Raw genomic sequence first — 12,174 nt, forward strand, 5'->3', positions numbered from 1 at the left:
CTCGTTGGTTGGGTACTGCGGCTTCCGGCCCTGGCAACCGCCGGGTATGGCCTAGAGAACCTTCGTAATAGTTATCGTCGGGTTTGCAGGTTGCTTGAGGGCTTTTTGAAAAAATTTTGCCATCACCCTGCCACCCCCGAGAAAACAAGGGCTTAGCCGCGCCCCGCCCACGAAAAAATGACGTCATAAAATCGACTGCGGCGCAAAGCAGCGGGCCAGCGCCGTTGGTCGCCGTTAGCCCTGTGTGCTTTGCAGCAATTCAATGAGTTCGTACTCCATGAAATCGGCGAGGCCCAGCCAGTCCTGGCGCTCCTGGCATTCGAGGATTTGCGTCAAAACTGTCGCCCAGGATTGCTGGACGTCGGTCGATGTAGCCATGAGTGCCCGCTGTGCGCCTTCAAACACGTCAACCATGACCAGCGCTGCCTCGACATCACGGCCCAGACGAAACAGTCCGGCGCACTGGCGGCACTCGTCCATGCATTTATCGATAGCGGTCATTGCACGAACTCCGGGTCGAACTGCGTGCCGGCAATCAACGCGCCCGCGCGGCTGCTGTTATAGAACTGCACGTGCGGATGCGCGGCGATGTAGCGTTCCAGCACACACAGATAACCGCGAAAGTTGAGCTGCGTGGCGACGCGCTGACCATTGCCGTCGAGCACCCAGTGCCGCGCCTGATTCACGCCCGGCCCCAGATCGCCGTCGTTCCAGCCGGCGTGGGTTTTGTTGTTGGGAAACGCGAAGTCCGCGCCGAACAGCGTGATGCGCGCGGCGCCCATCTTCACCGCCAGATCGACGGCGGGATGAATGACGCTGCCACCGACATGCAGCAGCGCGCGCGGATGTTGCTCGCGCAACGCGGCGTACACCGGACTTGCCGAATAACCGCCGTAGCGCTTGCCCTTCCAGGCCGTCAGCACTTCGGGATCACTCATCGGCAGGTACACCAAAGTAATCCCGTCCGATTCCTCGACCGGCAAATGACGAAAGCCGATACGTTGATCGATGCTCACCACCATGTCCGGGACGATCCCGTGTTCGCGCAACGGCCGATAAGCGGTATCCACCGCAATGAACAATGGACGATCAGCCTGCTGACGAATCACCGCCAACCGTTCGAAATGGCTCTCAAGCGACGGGCCAGTACCGATCGCAAACACCTCGCGGCCGGCGCAGGTGCCGAACAATTGCGCCACATCCTCATCGCCCAGCAGTACCGGCAAACAATCCTGCAACCGCTGTTGAATAATCGGCGACTGCACGTCGAATTCGCGGTTGTTGAAAGTCAGATGAACTTCATTGACCAGCCGATCACGGATCTTCGCGTTGAAGTCATCCGCCAGCAGCATCTCGGCCGGCAGGGCAAAAAACGGCGTGCAGATATCGGAAAGATCGCCCGCGTAAAACAGCTCCACGCGCGGATCTTCCAGCCACTGGCGTTGATCAAGCAATTGCAGCACCAGCGCAAACAACGCGCCATTGAGGATGTGCACGTACAAGCGATCAAGGTTTGTGCGCTCCAGCAACACGCCCGGCAGATCGCCGAGGCCGGTGCCATAGACATGCAGCTGCGCTTTGTGCGCGAGGCTGGCGGCCTGAATCCGCGCCTCATGCGTGCGGTCATGACGGCTGGTGAGCTGGATGCCGTTGACGCTCAGCGTCGAACCCAGCCCTTGCGTCAGCTCAGCCTCGATGGCCGAACTGTCCTCAGCCATCAAGCGCTCGAACAGCGCCGGCCAGCGTCGTTGCAGGACTTCGGCATTGGCCTGGAAAAACTCGCTCATGACGCCTCGCACTCCGTTTCAGGCAAAAAAATAGCGCTCAAGGTTAACCCTTGAGCGCTATTTTTGTATCGGCCGTTGTGTGGCTCAAGGACGATAAATAATCGCCGAGCCCCACGACAGACCCACACCGAAACCGCTGAGCGCAATGCGCTGCCAGTCGGAATCGATCACGTGTTTTTCCAGCAGCAGCGGAATGCTCGACGACACGGTGTTGCCGGTCTCGACCATGTCCTTGATGAACTTCTCCGGCTCGCCTTCGAAGCGTCGCGCCACAGCATCAACGATTGCCGCGCTGCCCTGGTGAATGCAGAACGCGTCGATGTCATCAGCCTTGAGGCCAGAATCGTCGAGCAACTCGTGCAAGTGCGCCGGGACTTTCAGCAACGCAAAGTTGAATACCTGACGACCGTTCATGAAGAACACGCCATCGGTGACTTTCAAGTGCGGTGCGCCGGAACCGTCGGTGCCGAACTTGGCCTTGCCCAGCGCCCAGGTCGGATCTTCGCCCATCCACGTGGCAGTGGCGGCATCGCCAAAGAGCATGGTGGTGTTGCGGTCTTCCGGGTCGACGATTTTCGAGTATGGATCAGCGGTGATCAGCAGGCCGTTCTTCAGGCCGGCGGCTTCCATAAAGCCCTTGATCGCGTAGATGCCGTAGACGTAACCGGAGCAACCCAGGGAAATATCGAACGCAGCGACATTGGTCGGCAGGCCGAGTTTGTCCTGGACGATCGCGGCAGTGTGCGGCAGGCCTTCTTCGTCACCGTTCTGGGTGACGACGATCAACGCGTCGATCGATTCACGCTTCAGTTCAGGGTTGCTGGCAAACAGCGCATTGGCCGCTTCCACGCACAGATCGGAGGTTTCTTGATCAGCGTCTTTGCGCGGCAGAAACGCCGAACCGATTTTGCCAAGGATGAATTCTTCATCCTTTTCGAATTTTGCACCTTGTGCGTAATTGTCCACGCCGGCTACAGGAACGTAGCTCGCAATGCTTTTTATGCCAATCATTACGGCTTCCCAATAAAAAACAGCCCAAGACCACCGCTCGCAAGGATTTCGAGGGGCGCTGACAAACAGAAAACGGCCGCCACAACGGGCAGCCACGGGGAGCGCAAAGGGCTATCACTGCCACCGATAACGGGTCAGGCGCCATCTCACCGATCAATACAATACAGTGAAGATGCGCGTTATGACTCGCAAGTCACGATAAATGCCGAATCGATTGCAGATCGGTCTATTCGATCAGCGACCAGTCCAGCGGCGTACCGCGCTTGATCGGCGTGCGCGCGCAGCGGCCGAGAACGGCGTCGGTGTGCTTGGGCGGCAGACCGAGACCCGGACGAATGGCGCGCAGATTGGCGGTGGTGAAAGGCTCACCGGCGGCCATATCAGCGGTGACGTACAGCGAACGTCGATAAACCACAGACTTGCGCTCAGCCTCGGTCACGCCGTAATGCACCTGACCCAGCGCCTGCCAGGCACGTTCGGTTTCCACCACCAGACTGGCCATTTCCGCCGGTTCCAGCGAGAAACTGGCGTCGACGCCACCGGCCGCGCGGTCGAGGGTGAAATGTTTTTCCACCACCGTCGCGCCCAGCGCCACCGCCGCCACCGATACGCCAACGCCCATCGAATGATCAGACAACCCTACTTCGCAGCCGAACAGTTCACGTAGATGTGGAATCGTACGCACGTGGCTGTTCGCCGGTGTCGCCGGATAAGTACTGGTGCATTTGAGCAGCACCAGATCCTTGCACCCCGCCTCCCGCGCAGCGCGCACGGTTTCGTCGAGTTCGGCGATGCTCGCCATGCCGGTGGAGATGATCAGCGGTTTGCCGGTGGCCGCGACGCGACGGATCAGCGGCAAATCGGTGTTCTCGAAACTGGCGATCTTGTAGGCCGGTACGTCGAGGCTTTCGAGAAAGTCCACAGCGCTGTCGTCGAACGGTGTCGAGAACGCGAGCATGCCCAACTCTTTAGCCCGAGCGAAAATCGGCGCGTGCCATTCCCATGGTGTATGCGCCTTCTCATACAGGTCATACAAAGACGTGCCGGCCCAGAGGCTGCCCGGATCCTTGATGAAAAACTCACCCTCGGCGATGTCCAGCGTCATGGTCTCAGCGGTGTAGGTTTGCAGCTTCAAGGCATGCGCGCCAGCCTTCGCCGCCGCTTCGACGATTTGCAGGGCCACGTCCAGCGACTGGTTATGGTTGCCGCTCATCTCGGCGATGATGAACGGCGGCGCGTCGGCACCGATCAGGCGATCGCCAATCTTGAAATCAGGCATGCGGGTGTTCCTTCAAGACACGGGTGAACGCACAGGCACTTTGCAGATACCCGGCGTCACGAAAGACATTCAATGACGGGCGATTGGCAGGCGAAACCTGCGCGTTGATTGCGGTCAGTTGCGGCCAGTGCGCCGTGACGAATGCCTCACCGCGAGCGAGCAGCGCCCTGCCCCAACCGAGGCCCAGACGCTGTTCAAACAGATACAGTGAAACTTCGGCGTCAAAACCACGCAAGTCATAACGCAACACGCCGACCGGGCCGTCGTCGCTTTCGGCAATCAACAGCAGCCGCTGCGGATTGCGCAGGCTCGCGCTCAACCAGTGTTGATGCTGCTCGCGGTCGATCACATCGGTTTTCTGCGACCAGCGTCGCACCGCCTCGGCATTGCGCCCGTCGAACAACAACTGCGCATCGTCCAGCGTCGCCGTGCGCAGTTTCAGCACCGCGCCAGCGAGCGCTGCTGCTACGCGCAACGCACCACGACCGTCGACCAGTTGCCGCGAACGCTCGGCCAGACTTTGCCGCAGATAAAAGTTGCCAACGACGAAGCCGATCGCATCGCGCAACTGCTCGACACTGACCTGCTCACGGGCGCCCATGAACACATGCGCACCCGCCGCCGCCATGACTTCGCCGTTGACCTGCTGATTGTTCGACACCGCAATGCAAATCGTCGGCAAGCCGAGCGCCGCGCGCTCCCAACTGGTGCCGCCACCAGCACCGATAAACAAGTCGGATGCAAGCATGCGCTGATGAAAATCGCTGACAAAACTGTGCAGCCGCCAGTGCGGCCGCGTCTCGGCCAGCGCCTGCATTTGCGTCCAGGCCGGGTTGTCGGCGCCGGCGACAAAATCCACTTCAAGCTCGGCAAAATCGGCCAGCGCCAACATCGCGTGATGGGTCTGCCGGGCGGCATCGAAACCGCCAAAATTCACCAGCAGTCGCTGCGCCTGCGGCTTGATCTCGATGGCCGGGGCATTGAATTCCTCGCGCAACATCGCATAGCGCGGGCCGAGCAACGTGCGGCAATTGGCAGGCAGCAGCGGCTGATAATTTTCGCTGAGGCCGGACAAATTCTGATTGAGCAACAGGTCGACGCTGTAGCGCCGCGTGGCCAGATCATCGACCGCCGCAATGCGTGGCGCCCAGCGCCGGGCAGCGGTTTGCCAGTGATGATCGAGCCCATAGTGATCGGCGATGATCCAGTCGAACGCGGTGTGACCGTCCAGCAGCTGCGCCAGCGCGTCGATGTCCGCCTGCCACGGCAACATCGCTTCGATGGCTTGCTGCGGGTCTTCATCGGGATAGCGGTCAGGCAGCGCGAAGGTCTCGAAACCCTCGGCGCTCAGCGCATCGAGCCGATGCCCCGGCAAGCGCCGGCAGGCAAACGCGACGTGGCTGCCCTGCCCGCGCAGCACCCGCGCCAGCGTCAGGCAACGGGCAATGTGGCCGCTGCCGATGGTCGGCGAGGCGTCGGCACGGATCAGCACTCTCACGATAATTCTCCGCCAGCCTTCAGCGCGGCATACAGGTATTCGGCGCGTTTCCAGTCTTCCAGCGTGTCGATATCCTGCACCAGATGCCGGGGCAGAATCACCGGCAGACTGGCCGGCGAATAGATCACTTCACCGCGTAACCAGGCGTCGCTGCGCCCCCAGTAAAACTGCCCGGCATCCTGATAGGCCTCAGGCAGATCCTGCGAGCGAGTGTTGCGAAACTCCGGGTACAAAGCGTGTAAAGCGCCCTGCCCGTCCAGCGTCAATGCACGCTGCACCGGAAAGCCAAAACTGCACACGGAGAAGGCAAAGGATTTGTCCGGATTCTGCTCAAGCAACTCAAGCCCCTGACGCAAATAGCGCGTCTGCAGCAACGGCGCCGTGGCATAAACGCAGCAGGCGTATTCGAAATCCGGTAATCGCTGCAAAGCGTGCACGATCACCGGCGCAGTGCCGGCAAAATCGTCGGCCAGTTCCGCCGGGCGCAGGAACGGCACCTCAGCACCGTGCGCCCGCGCCACTTCGGCAATCTCGACATCGTCGGTGCTGACCACGACCCGCTCGAACAATCCCGAATCCAGTGCCGTGCGGATCGAGCGAACGATCATCGGCACGCCGTCGAACTGTTTCAGGTTCTTGCGCGGGATGCGCTTGCTGCCACCACGGGCGGGGATGATCGCAACGCAGCTCACGTGGGTTTACTCCTCAAGAAGCAGCCGTCGCAGTTGCTCGACCACATAGTCCTGTTGTGCGTCAGTCAGCAGCGGATACAGCGGTAGACTGATTGCTTGCGCGTAATAACGTTCGGCCTCGGGAAAGTCGCCTTCGGCAAAACCCAGGTCGCGATAGTAAGGCTGCAAGTGCAGAGGAATATAGTGCAGATTCACCCCGACCCCGGCCGCGCGCAACCCTTCGAAGATTTGCCGGTGACTGAGATTGACGCGCTCGGTCTGCACGCGCACCACGTACAGGTGCCACGCCGACTCCGCCTCTGGCTGAGGGCTTGGCAAGGTCAGTGGCAGGTACGCCAGCAAGCGATCATAGCGGGCGGCCAACTCACGACGGCGGGCGATAAACCCGTCCAGCTTCGCCAGTTGCGACAGGCCCAGCGCGGCTTGCAGATCGGTGATGCGGTAATTGAAACCGAGTTCGATCTGTTCGTAATACCAAGGGCCGTGACTGGCGTCAGTCATCTGCTGCGGATCGCGGGTCATGCCGTGGCTGCGCAGGCGCTGCAAGCGTTCGGCCAGCGCCGGACGATTGGTCAGTACCATGCCGCCCTCGGCGCTGGTGATGATCTTTACCGGGTGAAAACTGAACACGGTCATCGCGGCGAATTCACCGCACCCGACCGGGCGCCCGGCGTACGACGCGCCCACCGCGTGCGAGGCATCCTCGATCACGGTGACGTTGTAGCGTTCGGCCAGTTCGGCGATACGGCGCATGTCGCAGCTCTGCCCGGAAAACGCCACCGCCACCAAAACCTTCGGCAACGTACCGTCGCGTTCGGCCTGATCGAGTTTCGCTTCGAGCGCGAAGGCATCGAGGTTCCAGGTCAGCGGATCGATATCGACAAAATCGACGTCGGCGCCGCAGTAGCGTCCGCAGTTGGCTGAAGCGAGAAAGGTGTTCGGCGTCGTCCACAAACGATCGCCCGGCCCCAGTCCTGCGGCCAGACAGGCAATGTGCAGCGCCGCCGTGGCATTGCACACCGCCACGGCGAAATCGGCCTGGCAACGCTCGGCCATCGCTTGCTCGAAACGCGCGATGGTCGGGCCCTGGGTCAGCCAGTCGGACTGCAGCACCTCGACCACCGCATCGATGTCCGCCTGATCAAGACTCTGCCGACCGTACGGAATCATGCCGACAGCTTCGCGTGCAGGTCGGCGATCTGCCCGACCGACAGGAAGTGCGGATTGGTGTCGGAGCGGTATTCGAAATCCTCACCGACCGCCCGGCCCTGCTCACCGAGTTTGTCGACAGCGAAATCGACGTCGACACTGGTGAAGCGAATCGACGGCTGAATCGTGTAGTGATCGGCGAATTCCAGGGTCATCCGCGCATCGTCCAGCGGCACCATCAGCTCATGGAGTTTTTCCCCCGGACGAATGCCGACGTTTTTATGCGGCAGATGCTCGGCCATGCCCAACGCCAGATCGACGATGCGAATCGACGGAATCTTCGGCACAAACACTTCGCCGCCATGCATCCGCGCGAAGCTGTCGAGGACGAACTGCACGCCGTGGTCGAGGGTGATCCAGAAACGCGTCATGCGTTCGTCGGTAATCGGCAACTCAGTCGCGCCGTCAGCAATCAACTTGCTGAAAAACGGCACCACGGAACCGCGCGAACCGGCGACGTTGCCGTAGCGCACCACGGCGAAACGGGTTTCCTGCTCGCCGGCAATGTTGTTGGCGGCGACGAACAATTTGTCCGAGAGCAACTTGGTCGCGCCGTACAGATTGATCGGGCTGGCCGCTTTGTCGGTGGACAACGCGACGACTTTCTTCACGCCGGTATCGATGGCGGCGGCGATGATGTTTTCCGCGCCATTGACGTTGGTGCGAATGCATTCGGTCGGGTTGTATTCCGCCGCCGGCACCTGTTTGAGCGCTGCCGCATGCACCACGTAATCGATGCCACGCATGGCCTGGCGCAGACGATCAGCGTCGCGTACGTCACCGATGAAGTAACGCATACACTGCGCGTTGAACGTCTGCTGCATCTCGTACTGCTTGAGCTCGTCGCGGGAGAACACCACCACGCGCTTGGGCTGGTATTGCTCCAGCAGACGGGCGATGAATTTGCGCCCGAACGAACCGGTGCCGCCAGAGATGAAAATCGATTTACCGTTGAACATGTGCTGATTCCTGATCCTGGTTCGGCCGACTCAAGCGATTAACTGCGACCAGTTGATCGAAGCCTTTTCACCCAAGGTAAAACCTTTGCCGCTCAGGGCCAGGTTGGCGTTGTAAGCCGGATCCTGCGTGAAGGCGTTGCTCCATTTCTCACGCAGGGCTTGTAGCGCCTCTGGCGCCTGCGGCAGTTCGCCGTTATGCAGCACTTGCACCAGCGGCGTCCACACGATGAGGTAACCGGCCTGACCGGCCTTGAGGCACAGATCGACATCGGCATAACCGTCGGCGAAGGTCACTTCGTCCAGGCCGCCAACCGCGTTGAACAGTTCTTTGCGCACCATCAGGCAGGCCTTCGACACGGCGGAGTAATTCTGCTCGACGGCCAAACGATGCATGTAGCCCTCGGTCGTGTGCTCATCGCCAATGAAGGCAGAGCCCACGCCGTCGTTCAGGCCAAGAATCAAACCGGCCTGGGAAATTTTGCCGTCACGGCCAGTGAGTTTGGCACCGACAATCCCCACTTCCGGACGCTGGGCATGGTTGAGCAGCGAATCGATCCAGTTCGGGTTGACGATCTCGCTGTCAGCGGCCAGCAGCACCAGATACTCGCCCTTCGCCTGTTCGCTGGCGGCGTTGTACAGCGCGGCTTCGCTCAGCGGCTGATCGGCACGCAACACATTTACCTTGGCGTGGCGCATCGTACCCAGCCAATCGTTAACCTCGGCCGACTGGTTAGCGTTCGCCGCGAGCAGCACTTCATAACGGCTGTAACGGGTTCTCAGCAGCACACCTTCCAGGCAGCGACGCAGCACCGGCAGATCATCGATCACCGGCAAAACAATCGACACCAGCGGTTGTTCGGTGTGGCGATAATCGATTTGCCAGGTGCCCGGCGCGGTCGACGTCACCTTGGCCTTGTAGCCGCGATTGCCCAAGTGACGCAGCAACGCCTGGCGCTCATCCGGGTTTTCTTCCAGCGCCGTCGCCTGAGTAATCAGCAACGGTTCGTCGAGGTGCGCCAGACCGTCGAGGCCGCCCTGCTCGATGATGCGCAGCAACAGGTCAAATTCCAGCGCCTTGCTGAAGTCAGCCTGATAACCGCCGGCGTCGAGCAACACATCGCGGCGGATCAGCCAATGCCGCGCCATCAATGACGGCACGCTTTGCAGCAAGTCGAGATTGAAACCTGGGCGGAACACGTCAACCAGCGCGCCATTGTCCTTGCGCTGAATTTCGTCGGTGGCGACCGCACGCACACCGTCGGCCGACAGCAGTTCGAGGCTGGCGCGCAACAGGCCATTGGCAGTGAACTGATCACCCGCCTCGCCCAGCAACAGCCAATCGCATGGCGACTGTTGGGCGCTCTGGTTAAGTTTGTCGACAACGTTGCTTTGGGTGACACGGACAAAGTGCAGGGTGTTTTGCGCAGTCGTCGCCGCCGGTGCTTCGCCGGTGGTAAACACGACAATCTTGAACGCCTTGCAGTGACCTTCGAGCAGGCTGTCGAGCGACACCTGCAACTTGTCGATGTCGTTGTCCAGATCGAGCAGGAAAATACCGAATTGCGGGCCGCCGCCTTCAGTCGTCAGATGCTGACCAATCGACTGCAGCTGTTCGATTGACGGCGAGCGCGCAGCCAGCCATTGCAGCAAACGACCGGACTTCATTTTGTCGAAGGCCGTCTGATAATCCTCAACCTTCAGCGCTTCAAGACGGGCGATCCACGCGTGCATGGTTTGCGCGGCTTCTTCATCACCCAGTACTTCCAGTTGCGCCGCCAGACGTTTGACCACGGTCAGGTTGAACGCATTCAGGTCATGGGCCTGCCACAACCGGTCAGCCACACTTTCTGGCGTGTCGTTGTTGCGCGCTTGCAACAGGTGCGCCTGACGCGTCCACAGCCCTTCCAGCCCTTCCAGCTGCATGCGGCCCGCCGGCAGGGTGTGCAGCATGAATTCGAACTGTTCGAGGCGATCGAAGAATGCCTGGTTATAAAACGGCATTTCGACGTACTGCAGCGGCCCGAAACGACGATCCGGCGCCTTCAATTCCTGGTTCCAGGTCGACTCGAAAATCAGCTCGGCCGTCAGCGCCCGGCCACACTTCAGGCTGTCGGCCATCGCCTCGAAACTCTCCAGGGCAAAAGCCTTGGCTTGCCCGGCATCCAGCCCCTGGATCTCGGTGGGCAACGATACGAGGAACTCGGCAAAGGCCTCTCGTTCGGCGACCGATTTGCCGTCGACGTAGGTCAGCGAATGATAGACATCGGTGTTGTGTTCGGAGACGCCGTAGTTGATCTCGCGCACCACATAAGGCATCGGCAGGATCCGCGCCTTGGCACTCGCCAGCAGGTAATAGACGTGGCCGATTTCCTGCCACTGGAAATTGGTGCCCGGCGGCAACGCCGCATGCCAGTTTTTCATCAGGTCAGTACGGGTCACCGCGTAGAACGGCGGGATGTACTGGTTCATGTAGTCGAGGACACGATCCTGCGCCCGCTCGGACGAATAGTCTTCCTGGACTTTTTTGTCGCGGCGGTAATAGTTCACGCCATGGGCCAGTGACAGGTACATCAGGCAATAGCCGTGGCACATACCGTAATCAGGGTTGGCGTGCAGGAAGCCGACAGACTCTGTCAGCGAATCGTGCAGGATGAAATCGTCGTCTGCCGCCAGCACCATGTAGGGCGTGCTCAGTTGCTCGACCCCATAGGCGAGTTTGGCCTGCATGCCCCAATAGGCGAACTGCGGCACATGGTGGTAATCGACGGCGGAAAAATCGCCTTCAGGTCGTTCGAGTGTCGAATCAAGCACCATGATCCTGCAGGGCAAGCTGCTGTAATACTTCACCGCCCGGCGCAAAAACGCCGGCCGATTGTGAGTAATCAGGACTACGGTCAATAGCTCATTGAGCGGTAGCGCCAGTTCAGAACTGTACTTGCCTTGCATAACTTCTCTCCACAACCGGCGACTCGCCGACACAACGCTGGGTGATGTTGCGAATTAACGAACGCGGCGCAGATATCCATCCGGCGCCACGGTGATCAACAGCTTGTTTTGCAACTGCTGGTCGATCTCGAAATCCTGGTTCTCTTCAAGGTATTTCCACACGGCGGTTTTCGGGTTATCGCCCGGGCCCCAAGGACGATCCGGAAAGAAATCGGCTGGCATGTCTTCAACCACGGTGTCCATGACCACGCAGTAACTGTCGACCGACACCAGCGGTGCGTACAGACGCAGCTCTTCCAGCACGTGATCGTGGGTGTGGTTGGAGTCGAGCACCAGAATGACTTTCTTGCCTTTGGCGGCGGCTTGCACTTGGGCGGCAATGCCGGCGTCGATGCTCGAGCCTTCAATCATCTTGATGCGCTTGGCCATCGGGTGGCTTTCGATCGCTTCGCGGTTGTGCGGGCGAATGTCGAGGTCGATGCCCAGCACTTCGCCGTGGCCTTGCAGCTCCAGCAACGAGGCGTAGTAAATGATCGAACCGCCGTGGGCGATGCCGCACTCGATGACCAGATCCGGTTTGACCTGCCAGATGATCTCCTGCATCGCCATCATGTCTTGTGGCAACTGGATGATCGGACGGCCCATCCACGAGAAGTGGTAGCTGTACTTGTGTTTGGCCGATTCGTTGAAGAAATCACGGGCCAGGCCGGTGAGTTTCTGGTCGTCACCCTGCTGGGCAATCTGTTCCCGGCACTCGGCTTCGAAGGCTTGGTTAATGCTGTTGTCGGTCATT

At 60.2% G+C, this 12,174-nt stretch carries 10 protein-coding genes; all 10 read right to left on the reverse strand.

Annotated elements, in window-relative coordinates:
- Positions 1 to 234 precede the first annotated feature (234 nt).
- Positions 235 to 501, reverse strand: a complete 267-nt coding sequence (locus ACZZ0D_RS16445; RefSeq protein ID WP_463553784.1) for a hypothetical protein — start codon at positions 499 to 501, stop codon at positions 235 to 237.
- Positions 498 to 1,787: a motility associated factor glycosyltransferase family protein gene (locus ACZZ0D_RS16450; protein WP_463553785.1), complete on the reverse strand. Its 1,290-nt coding sequence runs from the start codon at positions 1,785 to 1,787 to the stop codon at positions 498 to 500. Before ACZZ0D_RS16450 ends, ACZZ0D_RS16445 begins: the two co-directional genes overlap by 4 nt.
- Positions 1,788 to 1,871: 84 nt before the next feature.
- Entirely contained in the window at positions 1,872 to 2,798 is a 927-nt protein-coding gene (locus ACZZ0D_RS16455; RefSeq protein ID WP_053118335.1) for a ketoacyl-ACP synthase III, read from the reverse strand.
- A gap of 226 nt (positions 2,799 to 3,024) precedes the next feature.
- Positions 3,025 to 4,077: a pseudaminic acid synthase gene (gene pseI, locus ACZZ0D_RS16460; RefSeq protein WP_159812626.1), complete on the reverse strand. Its 1,053-nt coding sequence runs from the start codon at positions 4,075 to 4,077 to the stop codon at positions 3,025 to 3,027.
- Positions 4,070 to 5,575 carry a UDP-2,4-diacetamido-2,4,6-trideoxy-beta-L-altropyranose hydrolase gene (gene pseG / locus ACZZ0D_RS16465; protein WP_463553786.1) on the reverse strand — a complete coding sequence of 502 codons (1,506 nt, stop codon included), beginning with the start codon at positions 5,573 to 5,575 and terminating at the stop codon, positions 4,070 to 4,072. The genes pseI and pseG overlap by 8 nt, the downstream gene beginning before the upstream one ends.
- A complete protein-coding gene (pseF, locus tag ACZZ0D_RS16470; RefSeq protein WP_463553787.1) occupies positions 5,572 to 6,267 on the reverse strand; it encodes a pseudaminic acid cytidylyltransferase in 696 nt (231 codons plus the stop codon). The genes pseG and pseF overlap by 4 nt, the downstream gene beginning before the upstream one ends.
- A 6-nt stretch (positions 6,268 to 6,273) precedes the next feature.
- Positions 6,274 to 7,437, reverse strand: a complete 1,164-nt coding sequence (gene pseC, locus ACZZ0D_RS16475; protein WP_463553788.1) for a UDP-4-amino-4,6-dideoxy-N-acetyl-beta-L-altrosamine transaminase — start codon at positions 7,435 to 7,437, stop codon at positions 6,274 to 6,276.
- A complete protein-coding gene (gene pseB / locus ACZZ0D_RS16480) occupies positions 7,434 to 8,435 on the reverse strand; it encodes a UDP-N-acetylglucosamine 4,6-dehydratase (inverting) (protein WP_463553789.1) in 1,002 nt (333 codons plus the stop codon). The genes pseC and pseB overlap by 4 nt, the downstream gene beginning before the upstream one ends.
- Before the next feature lie 30 nt (positions 8,436 to 8,465).
- The gene (locus tag ACZZ0D_RS16485) at positions 8,466 to 11,381 is read right to left on the reverse strand and encodes a TIGR00180 family glycosyltransferase (RefSeq protein WP_463553790.1); all 2,916 of its coding nucleotides are present in this window, start codon (positions 11,379 to 11,381) and stop codon (positions 8,466 to 8,468) included.
- A gap of 54 nt (positions 11,382 to 11,435) precedes the next feature.
- A complete protein-coding gene (locus ACZZ0D_RS16490) occupies positions 11,436 to 12,173 on the reverse strand; it encodes a cephalosporin hydroxylase family protein (protein WP_093439633.1) in 738 nt (245 codons plus the stop codon).
- Between the last annotated feature and the right edge of the window lies 1 nt (position 12,174).

It is taken from the genome of Pseudomonas sp. AC193 (assembly GCF_979258075.1).

Coding starts and splice junctions, on each gene's coding strand:
- ACZZ0D_RS16445 (WP_463553784.1), bottom strand. CDS start 501: ATGACCGCTATCGATAAATGCATGGACGAGTGCCGCCAGTGCGCCGGA.
- ACZZ0D_RS16450 (WP_463553785.1), bottom strand. CDS start 1,787: ATGAGCGAGTTTTTCCAGGCCAATGCCGAAGTCCTGCAACGACGCTGG.
- ACZZ0D_RS16455 (WP_053118335.1), bottom strand. CDS start 2,798: ATGATTGGCATAAAAAGCATTGCGAGCTACGTTCCTGTAGCCGGCGTG.
- pseI (WP_159812626.1), bottom strand. CDS start 4,077: ATGCCTGATTTCAAGATTGGCGATCGCCTGATCGGTGCCGACGCGCCG.
- pseC (WP_463553788.1), bottom strand. CDS start 7,437: ATGATTCCGTACGGTCGGCAGAGTCTTGATCAGGCGGACATCGATGCG.
- pseB (WP_463553789.1), bottom strand. CDS start 8,435: ATGTTCAACGGTAAATCGATTTTCATCTCTGGCGGCACCGGTTCGTTC.
- ACZZ0D_RS16485 (WP_463553790.1), bottom strand. CDS start 11,381: ATGCAAGGCAAGTACAGTTCTGAACTGGCGCTACCGCTCAATGAGCTA.
- ACZZ0D_RS16490 (WP_093439633.1), bottom strand. CDS start 12,173: ATGACCGACAACAGCATTAACCAAGCCTTCGAAGCCGAGTGCCGGGAA.